The sequence below is a fragment of the Pseudomonas sp. D4002 genome (genome assembly GCF_013385665.1).
GTDB lineage: Bacteria > Pseudomonadota > Gammaproteobacteria > Pseudomonadales > Pseudomonadaceae > Aquipseudomonas.
Map to the genome: position 1 here is coordinate 71,040 of NZ_JACAPN010000029.1, position 15,719 is coordinate 86,758.

Sequence of the window (15,719 nt, forward strand, 5' to 3'; positions counted from 1 at the left end):
CGGTTACACGGCATCATGCCGCCGGTTACTCCAGAGAATCAGTTATGCGCCTGCTCCTTGTCGAAGATGATCGTGCCCTTGGCCAAGGGATCCGCGTGGCCCTGGGCGCCGAAGGCTACACCCTGGACTGGTTGCAGGATGGCGTCAGCGCCTTGCACGCGTTACGCACCGAAAGCTTCGACCTGCTGCTGCTCGACCTCGGCCTGCCGCGTCTCGACGGCCTCTCACTCCTGCAAACCCTGCGCGCCGAGCAATACGACCTGCCGGTGCTGATCCTTACCGCCCGCGATGGCACCGCCGAGCGCATCGCCGGCCTGGACGCCGGCGCCGACGACTACCTGGTCAAACCCTTCGATGTCGAAGAATTCAAGGCCCGCGTCCGCGCCCTGTTGCGCCGCAGCCAGGGCCGGGCGCAGCCATTGCTGGAACATGCGGGCGTGAGCCTGGACCCGGTGACCCAACAGGTCAGTTATCAAGGCGAGGACGTTGTGGTCACGCCGATGGAATACCAACTGCTGCACCAACTGATGGTGCGCCCCGGCAAAGTCGTCACCCGCGAGCGGTTGTCCCGCGCGCTGTACGGCTGGCAGGACCGCGTCGAAAGCAACACCCTCGAAGTCCTTATCCACAACCTGCGCAAAAAACTCTCCACCGAACTGATCCGCACCGTGCGTGGCGTGGGCTACATGGTGGAACTCAAACCATGAATTCGGTCCGCGCGCGCATCCTCATTCCGGTACTGGTGCTGATCCTGCTGGGTGATGGCCTGATCAGTTGGCTCGTGCTGCGGGACAGCCACCACGAAATCGAAGAAGTCTACGACGCCCAACTCGCCCAAAGCGCCCGTTTGCTGCAAGGCGTACTGCGCCAGCGCGATCCCGGCGATGCCGACTGGGACCGCCTCTACCAGGCTTTCGATCAAGCCATGAGCCGCGTCGGCGAAGACGGCGCCGCGCACCCCTACGAAACCCGCCTGACCTTCCAGGTATGGCGCGCCGACGGCCAACTGCTGGTGCGCTCCACCGACGCGCCGATCCTCAACGCACCGCCCACCACCCTCGGGCCTCACGACCTGATGGAAAACGGCAACGACTGGTGCGCGTTCATGCTCGCCGACATGCAACAAGGCCTGCTGATCTGGGTGGGCGAGCGCGACGACATTCGCCAGGACGTGATCCAGCGCATCATCCGCCACACCCTCTGGCCCATCCTGGTTGGCGTGCCGCTGCTGGCGTTGTTGATCTGGCTGACCATCGGCTGGGGCCTCAAGCCCCTGCGCGCCATGGCCCAGGCCATTCGCGGGCGGGACAGCAATACGTTGCGACCGCTGCAACTTGAACCGTTGCCGGCGGACCTGGAACCGATGCAAACCGCGCTGAACCGCCTGCTGGTGCAGGTGGATGACCTGCTGGAGCGGGAGCGTCGGTTTATCGCGGACGCGGCGCATGAACTGCGCACGCCGTTGGCGATATTGCGCATTCACGCGCAGAACGCCCAGAGCGCGGAAACCGAGGAGCAGCGGCGAGAGGCGTTGGACTTCCTGGTGAATGGCGTGGACCGGGCGACGCGTATTGGCAGCCAACTGCTGACCATGGCGCGCATCGAGCCGCAGTTGAACAACACCGTACGAGTGCGTGTGCCGTTGACGGAGTTGGTGCGCGAAGAACTTGCGGAACTGACGCCCCTGGCGATGGAGAAAGGCGTTGAGTTGGTGCTGGAAGGGGATGAGGAATGCTGGATTGAAACGGACCCGATAGCGTTGGCGATTGCGCTGCAGAACCTGGTGACCAATGCGCTGAATTTCTCGCCGGCGGGGAGTGAGGTGCGGGTGGTGGTGCGGGAGGAGGATTCGGGCGTGGTGCAGCTGTGTGTGGAGGATGCGGGGCCGGGGATTGATGAGGGGGAGATTGGGCGGTTGTTCGAGCGGTTTTATAGCCGCGGGAATGCAAATGGGGCGGGGTTGGGGTTGGCGATTGTGCAGATGATCGTGGGGAAGATTGGGGGGCGGTTGGAGTTGTATAACCGGGAGGTGGGTGGGTTGTGTGCGCGGTTGAGTTTTAGCGCCTGTGGGGTGGAACCGGTGGGAATACCACACCGTTGAAGGTGTGGGTGCAGCAGTTGCAAAACGGCTTCATGAGCGCGGGTGTCAGTTGTGGGTTAACCTTTTGCAGCAGGCCAGCCTCGTCGACATACAAGCCGCTGTAGTAACTGGATTCGTCCGTTCGTACGTACTCTTTTTTGTCGCTTTCATGCAGAGCAACCATCCAGAACACAGGTTCCGGGCGGTCCAGGCGGGCGTTGGCTTCGCTGAACACACCATCCCAATGATGGCCGACCTTGGACAGAAGAAACCGAAATAGTGGCGTGTAATCGAGACCGTGCCGGTGATGGCTATGCATTGATCCACGGCTGAGCATGGAATTCTTTTCGCTTTTACTATGGCGTTGTTGCCTGTAGGTGCGGCAACTGCCGTGACGCACGTTGTGCGTGCGGGTGTTGACTGAGCGGTAGAGAGGGGGCTTTTTCATTGGATTCCTTTATGGTTTCTTGGAGGATTGGGGCGGCCATGTGCCTTGGTAGCTGAAAGAGATTTGGTAATCGAAGTTCACGGGTTCAATTACGTGCTGGAAATGCGGTTGGATAGTCGCTATCCAGCTTGGGCGAACGTTGAACACGTCCGCATATATCGCCGTTTCTTGACTCAACCCTAGTGTTTCAAAAAAGCTCTCCGCGTCATCAATATCTGCCGAGTATTCATCTGCCTTCACGTAATTGCTTTGCTTGTCGTACCAACGCAATCTGACTTTCATAACCATGATGTGTTTTCCACTTATCTGTATATGCGGCGTTCGGGTTTTGCTCGACCTCGGCGCTCACCGGTGTAGGGATCGAATGCGCCTAGGTGGGCAAGGTCACTGTTTCGATAGACTTCTAATTCGCCTTTCTTGGAATCCCACTCAAATATTTTCCTCCCTTTGGCATCTATCCAGCGCTCGCGTAAGCCGCTACCGCCTTTTCTAGGTGTCACGGGTCTTTGGTCTATCAGACCTGGAAAGCCTGTTATGTCTGCAGCGTTGGGGGCCGGGAAATAATCATGGTCCGGGTTTTTAAGCCCCTTTCGTGGTTCGTTAACCACCACATACAGCGGCCGAACCCCCGACTCCACCGAAAAAACCAGAATAAAATCCCGATACTCCGGCGGATAAATCGGGTTCACCAGCATCTGTTTGGCCGCCTCCGTCGGCGGATAAATCCACATCACCGGCGCTTGTGGTGCAGCCTCCAATGCCGGTATGCCAAGGGTGTCGCCAGGATCAATGGCCGGCGTCCAAATCAGCTCCACACCCTCGCCAAGATCCGCCACGAACTGACTGTCACGACTCTGAAACTGCACCACATCGATCATCTGCCAGTCGGTATTTTTACCGGTGTAAAACCCATATCCCTTCAGCGTCCCATCGGCGCGTTGCTCGATATGCAACCGCATCCGCGAACGGGCTTTTTGCAGGTGACGAAGCTGCTCTTCGCTATAGAGCGCACTGTCGCCAAGCTCCGACGGCCAGGCCAGCGCCACCAGCCCTGCAAGCAAACCCCCAGCGGCGGCACCGACCGCCGCAGCCGCGGACTCCAACGCGGATGTGCGCAGCACAAGCTGGCCAAGCCCAACGGGTAGGGCACTACCGCTGATTTTCCTGAGGGAAACGCCGCCTTGGCTGTCCACTTCCCGTCCGCCTAACAGCGTGAAGTGGCCGTAATCCTTGATCAGCTCAAGCGGCACATAACCGGTGGGGTTGTTGTAGCTGATGATCCCGTCGGGCAACTGGCACGACTTGGCGAATACATGGCCTGGAATTCTCGCGGGTTCAGGCGTGGGCGCGGGAGGGGCTTCATACAAATCAATGAACGGTGAATACGGAATCTGCTTAGGCTGCGGCGTCAGGATTCGCCGCTTCAGCTGCTCTTCTTCGGTAATTGGATACGCGCGCTCTGTCATGGCTGCTCACTTCCCTGTGCAAGGAAGCGAGCCTATGAGAGCGGAGAAGAACCTGAAATTCTCGTTGTTCGATGGGAGGTGTGGGAAAAGTCACTTTAGCAATCGCTACATTGATTCAAGCACGCTTACTCTGCCTGAGAGCGCTGTATCTGCGCGCCCAACTGCGCGGCTTTATTACGTAACCCGTCCAACCGGTCGTTCAACTCCTTGTATCCAGGCTTCCAGAAAAAAACGCCGCCTTCGCTGCTTTGTCCAAGAACGAGGTCATTGAACGAGCCCATTCCGCCGTATGCAGAGCGCAAATAGGTGATTCCGGAGTAATCGGATGCTTGCAATAAGGTTTTGGCCTTACGCATCCATCGGCTCCAGTGATTGTCCCCATCGCTTTCCAGCAGGATGGCAAGTTCCTCAAGCACATCGATTAGCTCTGCGGTTTTTGGGCCCATAGTGGGAAATCCTTAAAAGCGGAGTTTTCGTAACGGTTCAAAGCACATGCCGGGAAATCACCCTCGATATCTCAACAATCGACGTCTTCCCCGTGAACTCAAACTTCACTTTCCCCACCGCCGAAAAGTAAATCTCCAGCTCCGAATCCAGATCGAACGTCCCGGAGGTTTCCACCGAATACGCGACGATGTTTTTGTACGGCAGGGACGTGAAGTCTTTTTTGCTGCCGGTAATCCCTTGCACGTTCACGGCGATGATGCGCTTGGTGGTGAACACCACCCCATCGCGCATGGCCTTATAGGAATCGATGACCTGCTCATCATCCAGCAGCAATGACGAAACGCGCTCGGCGTATTCGTTGTTCTGCTTGAGCTTGAAGAAGCCTTTGTTGTTGAAGTCGATCATGTGCCTTTCCTTGGGTGAGTGGTGCAGCAGATGCCGGTACCGGTGTATGACGTTTTGCTCGCGGATCTGTATCTAACGGCGTTCCTTTTATCGACCTACCATGGCGCCAACAACCCGCCGGCCATCACAAGGTTTTACGTCGTCAAGGAGCCACACCATGCCCGAACTCTCCAGCCTGCTTGCCTACGGCCTGATCTCGCTCGGCATGGTACTGACGCCCGGCCCGAACATGATTTACCTCATTTCGCGGTCGATCTGCCAGGGGCGATTGGCCGGGCTGATTTCCCTGGGCGGCGTTGCGATGGGTTTTGTCGTCTATATGTTCTGCGCGGCATTGGGTATCACCGCGTTGGTGATGGCGGTTCCCTATGCCTACGACGCGCTGCGGCTCGGCGGGGCGCTGTATCTGGTTTACCTGGCCTGGCAGGCGGTGAAGCCGGGTGGCCGGTCGCCCTTCCAAGTGCGGGACTTGCCCAAGGACAGCCCGCGCAAGCTGTTCATGATGGGCTTTGTCACCAACCTGCTGAATCCCAAAGTGGCAGTGATGTATCTGTCGTTGCTGCCCCAGTTTATCGACCCCAACGGGCACGCCAGTGTGCTGTCGCAATCGCTGGTACTGGGCTTTACGCAGATCATGATCAGCGTGAGCGTCAACGGGCTGATCGCTCTGATGGCGGGCTCGATCGCGGGGTTCTTCATCCGCAAACCGGTCTGGCAAACCGTACAGCGCTGGTTGATGGGCTCGGTGCTGATGGGCCTGGCTGTACGCATGGCGGTCGAAGGCAGGCGTTAAAGGATCGCCTTCAGGTAATCCTTGAGTGCGTTGAGCGGGGCATTGAGTTCTTCGAGTGTCGTCGCTTGGCGCGCATCCACCGCAAGCCGTTGCAGCTCGCGGCCCATCACGGTGTGTGCACCGCCCAGGGATTCGAGGGCCAATGCCAGGCACTCGTCGATCTTATGCTGGATGGCATTGATATCGCCCTTGCGCACCAGCAAGCCAAACACCTCCCGCTCATAGCCGTCCATGACCAGGTCGTCCCGCAGAATCGGGCTCGCGCCTTCGGTCTCATGCACCAGCTTGAGCGCAAAAAGCGCTACAGCTTCCAGCGTCTGTTCCATGGCCAAGGTTCCTCTTTTCTCGCGTTCGCCCGCCCATCATCACTTTCCTGCAGGCGAAAAAAAAGACCTTGAATTTCAAGGTCTTTTTTTAAGATGGTGCCCCGAGGGAGACTCGAACTCCCACTCCTTTCGAAAACGGATTTTGAATCCGCCGCGTCTACCAATTCCGCCATCAGGGCTCAATGGCGGCGAAGTATAGAGATGAGATTACCGTTGGTCAATCACGTTTCATGGTCAATTTTCACTATTTCCGCTAGACTTCCCGGCCCTGCTAGACGAACCCCATCATGCGCGTTGCTGACTTTACTTTTGAGCTCCCTGATTCGCTGATCGCTCGCCATCCTTTGGCCGAGCGTCGCGCCAGTCGACTGCTGACCCTGGACGGGGTCAGCGGTGCCCTCGCACACCGTCAATTCACTGATTTGCTTGAGCATTTGCGCCCGGGCGACTTGATGGTTTTCAACAATACCCGGGTGATTCCGGCTCGCCTTTTTGGCCAGAAAGTATCCGGCGGCAAGCTGGAAATTCTGGTGGAGCGGGTGCTGGACAGCCATCGCGTGCTGGCCCATGTGCGCTCCAGCAAGTCGCCGAAACCGGGTTCGAAGATCCTTATCGATGGCGGTGGCGAAGCAGAAATGCTGGCCCGTCATGATGCGTTGTTCGAGCTTGGGTTTGCCGAGGAAGTGTTGCCGCTGCTGGAACGCGTCGGCCATATGCCGTTGCCTCCTTATATAGACCGCCCGGATGAAGACTCGGACCGCGAGCGTTATCAGACGGTGTATTCCCAGCGACTGGGCGCGGTGGCTGCACCGACGGCGGGGCTGCATTTCGACCAGCCGCTGCTGGATGCGATTGCCGCCAAAGGCGTTGAAACGGCCTATGTGACCCTGCACGTGGGGGCCGGCACGTTTCAGCCGGTGCGTGTGGATAACATCGAAGACCACCATATGCACAGCGAGTGGCTGGAAGTCAGCCAGGACGTCGTGGATGCGGTTGAAGCGTGCAAGGCGCGCGGCGGGCGGGTGGTGGCGGTCGGTACCACCAGCGTGCGGTCGCTGGAAAGCGCGGCGCGCGATGGCGTGCTCAAACCGTTCAGTGGCGACACCGATATCTTTATCTACCCGGGCCGGCCGTTTCATGTGGTCGATGCCCTGGTGACCAATTTCCATTTGCCGGAATCCACGCTGTTGATGCTGGTGTCGGCATTTGCCGGTTATCCCGAAACCATGGCCGCTTATCAAGCCGCCATCGATAACGGATACCGTTTTTTCAGCTACGGTGATGCGATGTTTATCACCCGTAATCCGGCGCCGCGCGGCCCAGAGGAACAATCATGAGTCGTATGTCGTTTGAATTGCTGGCCACGGATGGTAAAGCTCGCCGCGGCCGTTTGACCTTCCCTCGCGGTACCGTCGAGACCCCGGCCTTTATGCCGGTCGGTACCTACGGCACGGTAAAAGGCATGCTGCCGCGTGACATCGTCGCCACCGGCGCCGAGATCATCCTCGGCAACACCTTCCACCTGTGGCTGCGTCCGGGCACCGAGGTGATCAAGAAGCATGGTGACCTGCATGACTTCATGAAGTGGCAAGGCCCGATCCTCACTGACTCGGGTGGTTTCCAGGTGTTCAGCCTGGGCGCGATGCGCAAGATCAAGGAGGAGGGCGTGACCTTCGCCTCCCCGGTGGACGGCGCCAAAGTGTTCATGGGCCCGGAAGAGTCGATGCAGGTCCAGCGAGACCTGGGCTCCGACATCGTGATGATTTTCGACGAGTGCACGCCGTACCCGGCCGATGAAGACGTCGCGCGGATCTCCATGGAGCTGTCGCTGCGTTGGGCCCAGCGCTCGAAAAATGCCCATGGCGATAACACCGCTGCACTGTTCGGTATCGTGCAGGGCGGCATGCATGAAAGCTTGCGCAAGCGCTCGCTGGAAGGCCTGGACAAGATCGGTTTCGACGGCCTGGCCATCGGCGGTCTGTCAGTGGGCGAGCCCAAGCACGAGATGATCAAGGTGCTGGATTACCTGCCGGGCCTGATGCCGGCTGACAAACCTCGTTACCTTATGGGCGTTGGCAAACCGGAGGATCTCGTAGAGGGTGTGCGCCGCGGTGTGGACATGTTCGATTGCGTGATGCCAACCCGTAATGCCCGCAATGGGCATCTGTTCATCGATACAGGCGTGCTGAAGATCCGTAACGCGTTCCATCGCCATGATGAATCGCCGCTGGATCCTACCTGTGACTGCTACACCTGCCAGAACTTCTCGCGCGCTTATCTGCACCATCTGGACAAGTGTGGGGAAATGCTGGGTAGCATGTTGAATACCATCCACAATTTGCGTCACTACCAAGTCCTGATGGCTGGTTTGCGCGAGGCTATTCAACAGGGTACATTGGCCGCCTTCGTCGATGCCTTCTATGCCAAGCGCGGGCTGCCTGTGCCGCCCTTGGACTGAGTTTTCCGACCCTAAGATTCACTATTTGCAACTGGAGTGCTAAATGAGCTTTTTTATCTCTAATGCCATGGCTGATGCCGCTGCACCGGCCGCTGCCGGTCCTATGGGCGGTGGTTTTGAGTGGATTTTCCTGGTCGGCTTCCTGGTCATCTTCTACCTGATGATCTGGCGTCCACAGGCCAAGCGCGCCAAAGAGCAGAAGAACCTGCTGGGCAGCTTGCAGAAAGGCGACGAAGTCGTGACCACTGGCGGCATCGCCGGCAAGATCACTAAAGTGTCCGACGCTTTCGTGGTTCTGGAAGTCTCCGACACCGTAGAAATGAAGTTCCAGAAGGGCGCCATCGCTGCCACGCTGCCAAAAGGCACGCTCAAAGCGATTTAAGTAACAACCTTTACCAATCGACGGGGCGCGCAAGGCGCCCCGCGTTATAAGCGGGCGGCGTGATGCTGAACAAATACCCTCTGTGGAAATACGTACTGATCCTGGCGGTGCTGGCGATCGGTTTTATTTATTCCGCTCCCAATCTCTATCCTGATGACCCGGCTATCCAGATCACTGGCGCCAGCACTGCGCTGCAGGTCAATCAGGCTGATCTGGACCGTGCGAGCAAAGCGCTCACCGACGCGGGTATCCAGGTTAAAGCGGCAAGTTTGGCTGCTGATGCGAAGGGCGGCTTGTTGCGCCTGACCAAGCAAGAAGACCAATTGCCGGCAAAAGACGTTGTGCGCAAGGTCATGGGTGATGACTACGTCGTCGCACTGAACCTGGCACAGACCACGCCAAAATGGCTGCGCGCGATCGGCGCACACCCGATGAAGCTGGGTCTGGACTTGTCCGGTGGTGTGCACTTCCTGCTGGAAGTGGACATGGACAAGGCCCTCGACGCTCGCCTGAAAGTCTACGAAGGCGATGTGAAGAGCCTGCTGCGTAAAGAGCGCCTGCGTTATCGCAGCCTGCCGCAGCTCAACGGTGCCATCCAGCTGGGCTTTGCTGACGAAGCAACCCGCGAACAGGCCCGTGCGCTGATTCGCAAGAACTTCAACGATTTCGACATTGTTCCGGCCGACCTCAATGGTCAGGCGGTACTGCGTCTGGCGATGACCCCGGCCAAGCTGGCGGAAATCCGTGAATACTCGATCAAGCAGAACTTGACCACGGTACGTAACCGCGTCAACGAGCTGGGTGTGGCCGAGCCGATTGTTCAGCGCCAGGGTGCCAACCGCATCGTGGTTGAACTGCCGGGCGTGCAGGACACCGCTGAAGCCAAGCGTATCCTGGGTAAAACAGCCAACCTGGAATTCCGCCTGGCGGCTGAGCCGGGTGCTACCCGTGCTACTGCAGAAGAGTTCGAGTTCCGTGAAGGCAATCGTCCACCTGCACTGATCGAGCGTGGCTTGATCATTACGGGTGACCAGGTGACCGACGCCAAGGCCGGTTTCGGCGAGCACGGTACGCCTGAAGTGAACATCCGCCTGGATGGCCACGGCGGCGAACTGATGAGCCGCGCAACCCGCAGCAACGTCGGTCGCAGCATGGCGGTGATCTTCATCGAGCAGCGTCCTGTCACCACCTACACCAAGCAAGTGGTTGACGGCGTCGAGAAAGACGTACCGGTACAGACCTTTAAAGAAGAGAAGAAGATCATCAGCCTGGCGACCATCCAGTCGCCGCTGGGTGCTCAATTCCGCATCACTGGCCTGAACGGCCAGGGTGAGTCGTCCGAACTGGCGCTGCTGCTGCGTGCCGGTGGCCTGGCCGCCCCGATGTACTTCGCTGAAGAGCGTACCATCGGCCCGAGCCTGGGTGCTGACAACATCACCAAGGGTATCGACGCTGCTCTGTGGGGCATGCTGTTCGTCTCCCTGTTCATCATCGCCATCTATCGCTTCTTCGGCGTCATCGCCACCGTCGCGCTGGCGGGCAACATGGTGATGCTGCTGGCCCTGATGTCGCTGCTGGGTGCAACGCTGACCCTGCCAGGTATCGCCGGTATCGTACTCACCATGGGTATGGCGGTTGACGCCAACGTACTGATCTTCTCGCGGATTCGTGAAGAGATTGCTGCGGGCATGACCGTGCAACGGGCAATCAACGAAGGCTTCGGCCGGGCATTTACTGCAATTCTCGACTCCAACCTGACCACCCTGTTGGTCGGCGGGATTCTCTTTGCCATGGGCACCGGCCCGGTCAAAGGTTTTGCGGTGACCATGTCCCTCGGTATCTTTACCTCGATGTTCACGGCCATCATGGTGACCCGCGCAATGGTCAACCTGATCTTTGGCGGACGTGACTTCAAGAAGTTGTGGATTTAAGGGGCTGCCATGTTACGTACAATCAACTTCATGGGCGTTCGCAACGTTGCGTTCGGCTTCACCATGCTCCTTACCGTTCTGGCGTTGTTCAGCTGGTTCCATAAGGGCCTGAACTACGGTCTGGACTTCACCGGCGGTACGCTCATCGAGCTGACCTACGAGAAGCCGGCCGACGTTAGCCTGGTGCGCAACGAGCTGGTCAAGGCCGGCTATCACGAGGCTATCGTGCAGAGCTTTGGTGCAACCACCGACCTGCTGGTGCGTATGCCGGGCGAAGACCCGCAACTGGGTCACCAGGTAGCCGAGGCCTTGCAGAAGGTCGGCGGCGACAACCCGGCGTCGGTCAAGCGCGTCGAGTTCGTGGGCCCGCAGGTAGGTGAAGAGCTGCGCGACCAGGGCGGCCTCGGCATGCTGATGGCGCTGGTCGGCATCATGATCTACCTGGCTTTCCGCTTTCAGTGGAAGTTCGGTGTCGGCGCCATTGTGTCGCTGATCCACGACGTGATCGTGACCGTGGGTATCCTGGCCTACTTCCAGATCACCTTCGACCTGACGGTATTGGCGGCGGTGCTGGCAATCATTGGCTACTCCCTCAACGACACCATCGTGGTATTCGACCGGGTTCGTGAGAACTTCCGGGTGCTGCGCAAGGCGACGTTGATCGAGAACATCAACATCTCCACCACCCAGACCCTGCTGCGCACCATGGCGACTTCGATCTCTACCTTGCTGGCGATTGCCGCACTGATGGTGTTCGGTGGCGACAACCTGTGGGGCTTCTCGCTGTCGCTGTTCATCGGCGTGCTGGCGGGTACCTACTCGTCGATCTACATCGCCAACGTGGTACTGATCTGGCTGAACCTCAACAGCGAAGACTTGATCCCTCCTGCCAGCACCGGCAAGGAGGTCGACGACCGCCCTTGATGGGTGATTGTTGATCTGCTGTTACAAATAAGGCGCGAGTATTGAACTCGCGCCTTTTTTTTTGCTCCAAGGCTGGGTATAGCGCGGATCGTTCGGTCCGTTTGTGATGGTCAGGAGGTTCACGTGAACAAGTCGTTACTGGTTGGTGCGGTATTGGGTGCTGTCGGTGTGACTGCCGGGGGTGCTGTTGCCACCTACAGCCTGGTAAAAAGCGGCCCTGAGTATGCGCAAGTGCTGGCGGTGCAGCCGGTGAAAACCCAGATTAAAACCCCGCGTGAAGTCTGCAGGGATGTTGCCGTAACCCGGCAGAAACCTGTGCAGGATCAGCATCAGATCGTCGGTACGGTGGTCGGTGCGCTGGCGGGCGGCCTGTTGGGTAATCAGGTCGGCGGCGGTAATGGCAAGAAGCTGGCCACCGTGGCCGGTGCGGTCGGTGGCGGTTACGCTGGTAACAAGGTTCAGGAAGGCATGCAGAACCGCGATACCTACACCACCACGCAAACTCGTTGTAATACCGTTAATGACATCAGCGACAAGGTTGTCGGGTACGACGTACGTTACACCCTGGACGGCAAGGAAGGCTCCGTGCGCATGGATCGTGATCCAGGCAACCAGATCCCCGTCGACAAGGAAGGGCGCCTGGTTATCGGTCAGAACCAGCCGCAGCAGTAATCCCAGGTATAAAAAAAGCACCCCGAGGGGTGCTTTTTTGTGCTCGCTCGCTTAGCGCTTCAGCGAAGCCGGCAGGTGCGGCTGGATCGCCGTCAGGACTGCCTTGAAGCATTTGGTGTTGCCGGCAACCACGTGACCCTTCTCCAGGAAGTCGTGACCACCGGTGAAGTCGCTCACCAGGCCGCCCGCTTCTTGAATCAGCAGTGCGCCTGCAGCCATGTCCCACTCGGACAGGCCCGACTCCCAGAACGCATCAAAACGACCGGCAGCGACATACGCCAGGTCCAGGCTGGCTGCGCCGGCGCGACGGATGCCGGCGGTCTGGCCAACCAGGGCGCGGAACATGCCCAGGTAGTTTTCCAGGTTGTCCATCTGGTCGTCACGGAACGGGAAGCCGGTACCCAGCAGGGCGCCGTCGAGGCTGGTGCGACCGCTGACGCGCAGGCGGCGACCGTTCAACTGGGCGCCACGGCCACGGCTGGCGGTGAATTCTTCCTGGCGAACCGGGTCCAGCACAACGGCGTGTTCCAGGCGGCCACGGTATTTGCAGGCAATGCTCACGGCAAAGTGCGGGATACCGCGCAGGAAGTTGGTGGTGCCATCCAGTGGGTCGATGATCCACAGGTAGTCTTCGCCTTCGCCGCTACCTTTGTGCAAACCGGTTTCTTCACCGAGGATGCCGTGGGTAGGGTAGGCCTTGCGCAGCGCGTCGATGATTTTCTGCTCGGCGGCGCGATCCACCTCGGATACGTAATCCTTGGCGTCTTTTTCGTCGACCTTGATGGTATCCAGGCGCTCGATGGAGCGGAAGATCAATTCACTGGCGCTGCGGGCGGCGCGCAGCGCGATATTCAGCATGGGCTGCATGGATGTGTCACCTAAGGTTGTTAAAGAAAGCCGAGCATTCTAGCAGAAACTTTCTTCAGGTGAAGGACGACGTTACCTTTCATGGCATAACCTTAGGCTGTTCTGTAAGATTTGCTCCCCTTTCCCGTGTCCGAGAGCGCCTCCCTTGCTGCAAAACATCCGTGTCGTCCTCGTCAATACCAGTCATCCCGGCAATATCGGCGGCGTGGCGCGAGCCATGAAGAACATGGGGCTGACGCGCCTGGTGCTGGTGGAGCCGCGGGTGTTCCCGCACCACGAGGCCGATGCGCGCGCGTCCGGCGCCAATGACATCCTCGAAAAAGCCCAGGTCGTTGCCACCCTGGAAGACGCCCTGGTCGGCTGCAACCTGGTGCTCGGCACCAGCGCTCGCGACCGTCGCATCCCCTGGCCGCTGCTGGATCCTCGCGAATGCGGGACCAAAGTCGTGGAAGAGGCCGCCGGCGGCGCTGAAATCGCCTTGGTATTCGGCCGTGAAGACTCCGGCCTGACCAATGAAGAGCTGCAGCGATGTCATTATCACGTGCACATCCCATCAGACCCCGAGTTCAGTTCGCTGAACCTCGGGGCAGCGGTGCAGGTGTTGAGCTATGAAGTGCGCATGGCCTGGCTGGCCGCTGAAGGCCAGCCAAGTAAGGTTGAAAAGGACGAGGTTGCATCGACCAAGAGTGGCGAACTGGCCACCATGGACGAGCTTGAGCGGTTCTATGAGCACCTGGAGCAAACCCTGGTGGCCATCGAATTCCTCGATCCGGAAAAACCGCGGCACTTGATGGCGCGTCTGCGCCGGCTATACGGACGCAGCTCGGTCAGCCGGGCAGAAATGAATATATTGCGTGGCATCCTCACGGAAACCCAGAAAGCGGCCCGTGGCGAGCTTCTTAAGCGGAAGGATTAAAAATGTTCGAGCGTTTGCGAGAAGATATCCAGAGTGTTTTCCACCGTGACCCGGCGGCGCGCAACGCCTTTGAAGTGCTGACCTGCTACCCGGGCATGCACGCGATCTGGATCCATCGCCTGTCCGGCGCCTTGTGGGGCATGGGCTGGAAATGGCTGGCGCGGCTGGTGTCGAACTTCGGCCGTTGGTTGACCGGGATTGAGATTCATCCGGGCGCCAAGGTCGGCCGTCGTTTCTTTATCGACCACGGCATGGGCATCGTTATTGGCGAGACCGCCGAGATTGGTGATGACGTGACCCTGTACCAGGGCGTGACCCTGGGTGGCACAACCTGGAACAAAGGCAAGCGCCACCCTACGCTGGAAGATGGCGTTGTAGTCGGGGCGGGCGCGAAGGTGCTCGGTCCGTTTACCGTCGGTGCGGGCGCCAAGGTCGGCTCCAATGCTGTGGTGACCAAGGCTGTACCGCCTGGCGCAACGGTTGTCGGCATTCCGGGGCGGATCATCGTCAAGCCGGAAGTGGGTGATGAGCAGGAAGCCAAGCGCAAGGCCATGGCCGAGAAGATCGGCTTCGATGCCTATGGCGTCAGCGAAGACATGCCTGACCCGGTAGCGCGTGCCATCGGTCAGTTGCTGGATCACCTGCAAGCGGTGGACGGCAAGCTGGACGGTATGTGCGGTGCCCTGAAAGACCTCGGCAGCAGCTACTGCGCCAAGGATCTGCCTGAGCTGCGCAAGGAAGACTTCGCCGAGATCAAGGACGAAAGCGCTACCAAAGCTGGCTGACTCTTGAGCCGGTCGCGATCCCAGTGGGAGCTGGCTTGCCTGCGATGGCGGCGAGTCAGTGCCGGAAAGGCTGGCTGGCAAACCGCTATCGCAGGCAAGCCAGCTCCCACATTTGATCTCCATTGGTCTTGAGGTTGGGGGCTTGGCCCTGTTCCCGCTGGTCCATCCCGTCCCGCCCTGCTATGATTCGCGCGCCCTTTTTACGGGTATTCCTGACTAAAGTACTAGGTCTTATAGTTGACTTAAATACTCGGGAATCGCATACTTGCTCCCATTCTGAAACACCTTGGTACTTGTCCATGAGACTGACTACAAAAGGCCGATACGCGGTGACCGCCATGCTTGACCTGGCCTTGCACGCGCAAAATGGGCCGGTGTCCCTGGCCGATATCTCCGAGCGCCAAGGCATTTCCCTGTCCTACCTCGAGCAGTTGTTCGCCAAGTTGCGCCGCAGCAATCTGGTTTCCAGCGTTCGTGGTCCAGGCGGTGGCTATCAATTGTCCCGCGACATGCAGGGCATACAGGTCGCCCAGGTGATCGACGCGGTGAACGAATCCGTCGATGCCACCAAATGCCAGGGCCTGGGTGATTGCCACGCAGGCGATACCTGCCTTACGCACCACTTGTGGTGTGACCTGAGCCTGCAGATCCATGAGTTTTTGAGTGGTATCAGCTTGGCTGATCTTGTGACTCGCCGTGAGGTGCAAGAAGTAGCCCAGCGTCAGGACCAGCGCCGTTGCAACACCAAGGCGCCGCGTCTGGACAAGATTGAAGCGTCCGCCGTCGAGTGACAGCCGAAGAGCTAACGGCACGCCAGCC

The 15,719-nt window shown here is 59.0% G+C and carries 19 protein-coding genes and 1 tRNA gene; 12 read left to right on the forward strand and 8 right to left on the reverse strand.

The window, feature by feature from the left end; all coding sequences use genetic code 11:
• Positions 1 to 44: 44 nt before the first annotated feature.
• Entirely contained in the window at positions 45 to 707 is a 663-nt protein-coding gene (locus HX824_RS20960; RefSeq protein ID WP_177008163.1) for a response regulator, read from the forward strand.
• On the forward strand, positions 704 to 2,101 hold the full coding sequence (locus HX824_RS20965; RefSeq protein WP_177055023.1) for a sensor histidine kinase: 1,398 nt from the start codon (positions 704 to 706) through the stop codon (positions 2,099 to 2,101). Before HX824_RS20960 ends, HX824_RS20965 begins: the two co-directional genes overlap by 4 nt.
• Here the strand turns inward: HX824_RS20965 and HX824_RS20970 are convergent.
• The 5 genes from HX824_RS20970 to HX824_RS20990 all read right to left on the reverse strand — a co-directional run bounded on the left by HX824_RS20970 (position 2,058) and on the right by HX824_RS20990 (position 4,846).
• Positions 2,058 to 2,528: a hypothetical protein gene (locus HX824_RS20970; RefSeq protein WP_102605679.1), complete on the reverse strand. Its 471-nt coding sequence runs from the start codon at positions 2,526 to 2,528 to the stop codon at positions 2,058 to 2,060. The genes HX824_RS20965 and HX824_RS20970 overlap by 44 nt on opposite strands.
• Before the next feature lie 9 nt (positions 2,529 to 2,537).
• Positions 2,538 to 2,816, reverse strand: coding sequence for a colicin E3-like toxin immunity protein (locus HX824_RS20975; RefSeq protein WP_008438442.1), 279 nt, complete (start codon positions 2,814 to 2,816; stop codon positions 2,538 to 2,540).
• A gap of 14 nt (positions 2,817 to 2,830) precedes the next feature.
• Entirely contained in the window at positions 2,831 to 3,994 is a 1,164-nt protein-coding gene (locus HX824_RS20980; RefSeq protein WP_102605678.1) for an S-type pyocin domain-containing protein, read from the reverse strand.
• A 125-nt stretch (positions 3,995 to 4,119) separates the two neighbouring features.
• On the reverse strand, positions 4,120 to 4,440 hold the full coding sequence (locus HX824_RS20985) for a hypothetical protein (protein WP_008438441.1): 321 nt from the start codon (positions 4,438 to 4,440) through the stop codon (positions 4,120 to 4,122).
• A 37-nt stretch (positions 4,441 to 4,477) separates the two neighbouring features.
• Positions 4,478 to 4,846, reverse strand: coding sequence for a PH domain-containing protein (locus tag HX824_RS20990; protein ID WP_003210321.1), 369 nt, complete (start codon positions 4,844 to 4,846; stop codon positions 4,478 to 4,480).
• Positions 4,847 to 5,003: 157 nt separating this feature from the next.
• Here HX824_RS20990 and HX824_RS20995 point away from each other — a divergent pair, with 157 nt between their 5' ends.
• Entirely contained in the window at positions 5,004 to 5,639 is a 636-nt protein-coding gene (locus HX824_RS20995) for a LysE family translocator (protein WP_102605677.1), read from the forward strand.
• Here the strand turns inward: HX824_RS20995 and HX824_RS21000 are convergent.
• Both HX824_RS21000 and HX824_RS21005 read right to left on the reverse strand, forming a co-directional pair.
• Positions 5,636 to 5,965: a hypothetical protein gene (locus tag HX824_RS21000; RefSeq protein ID WP_003210318.1), complete on the reverse strand. Its 330-nt coding sequence runs from the start codon at positions 5,963 to 5,965 to the stop codon at positions 5,636 to 5,638. The genes HX824_RS20995 and HX824_RS21000 overlap by 4 nt on opposite strands.
• 94 nt (positions 5,966 to 6,059) lie before the next feature.
• Positions 6,060 to 6,144: transfer RNA gene (locus tag HX824_RS21005), tRNA-Leu, on the reverse strand.
• Between the two features lie 108 nt (positions 6,145 to 6,252).
• Between HX824_RS21005 and queA the strand changes: the two genes are divergently transcribed.
• The 6 genes from queA (at position 6,253) to HX824_RS21035 (ending at position 12,332) form a co-directional block, all read left to right on the forward strand.
• On the forward strand, positions 6,253 to 7,302 hold the full coding sequence (gene queA, locus HX824_RS21010) for a tRNA preQ1(34) S-adenosylmethionine ribosyltransferase-isomerase QueA (RefSeq protein WP_087695134.1): 1,050 nt from the start codon (positions 6,253 to 6,255) through the stop codon (positions 7,300 to 7,302).
• A 5-nt stretch (positions 7,303 to 7,307) separates the two neighbouring features.
• On the forward strand, positions 7,308 to 8,423 hold the full coding sequence (tgt, locus tag HX824_RS21015; protein ID WP_003210314.1) for a tRNA guanosine(34) transglycosylase Tgt: 1,116 nt from the start codon (positions 7,308 to 7,310) through the stop codon (positions 8,421 to 8,423).
• 43 nt (positions 8,424 to 8,466) lie between these two features.
• Positions 8,467 to 8,805: a preprotein translocase subunit YajC gene (gene yajC / locus HX824_RS21020; protein ID WP_003175975.1), complete on the forward strand. Its 339-nt coding sequence runs from the start codon at positions 8,467 to 8,469 to the stop codon at positions 8,803 to 8,805.
• Between the two features lie 62 nt (positions 8,806 to 8,867).
• Positions 8,868 to 10,736: a protein translocase subunit SecD gene (gene secD, locus HX824_RS21025; RefSeq protein ID WP_003210312.1), complete on the forward strand. Its 1,869-nt coding sequence runs from the start codon at positions 8,868 to 8,870 to the stop codon at positions 10,734 to 10,736.
• 9 nt (positions 10,737 to 10,745) lie between these two features.
• Positions 10,746 to 11,660, forward strand: a complete 915-nt coding sequence (gene secF, locus HX824_RS21030; protein WP_003210311.1) for a protein translocase subunit SecF — start codon at positions 10,746 to 10,748, stop codon at positions 11,658 to 11,660.
• A gap of 123 nt (positions 11,661 to 11,783) precedes the next feature.
• A complete protein-coding gene (locus HX824_RS21035) occupies positions 11,784 to 12,332 on the forward strand; it encodes a glycine zipper 2TM domain-containing protein (protein WP_177055024.1) in 549 nt (182 codons plus the stop codon).
• A 51-nt stretch (positions 12,333 to 12,383) separates the two neighbouring features.
• Here HX824_RS21035 and suhB read toward each other — a convergent pair whose 3' ends face one another.
• A complete protein-coding gene (gene suhB, locus HX824_RS21040; RefSeq protein WP_003175971.1) occupies positions 12,384 to 13,199 on the reverse strand; it encodes an inositol-phosphate phosphatase in 816 nt (271 codons plus the stop codon).
• Positions 13,200 to 13,344: 145 nt separating this feature from the next.
• Here suhB and trmJ point away from each other — a divergent pair, with 145 nt between their 5' ends.
• The 3 genes from trmJ (at position 13,345) to iscR (ending at position 15,691) form a co-directional block, all read left to right on the forward strand.
• Positions 13,345 to 14,115, forward strand: a complete 771-nt coding sequence (trmJ, locus tag HX824_RS21045; protein WP_003210307.1) for a tRNA (cytosine(32)/uridine(32)-2'-O)-methyltransferase TrmJ — start codon at positions 13,345 to 13,347, stop codon at positions 14,113 to 14,115.
• Positions 14,116 to 14,117: 2 nt separating this feature from the next.
• Positions 14,118 to 14,900 carry a serine O-acetyltransferase gene (gene cysE / locus HX824_RS21050; RefSeq protein WP_003210306.1) on the forward strand — a complete coding sequence of 261 codons (783 nt, stop codon included), beginning with the start codon at positions 14,118 to 14,120 and terminating at the stop codon, positions 14,898 to 14,900.
• A gap of 299 nt (positions 14,901 to 15,199) precedes the next feature.
• Positions 15,200 to 15,691, forward strand: a complete 492-nt coding sequence (gene iscR, locus HX824_RS21055) for a Fe-S cluster assembly transcriptional regulator IscR (RefSeq protein ID WP_003210305.1) — start codon at positions 15,200 to 15,202, stop codon at positions 15,689 to 15,691.
• Positions 15,692 to 15,719 lie beyond the last annotated feature (28 nt).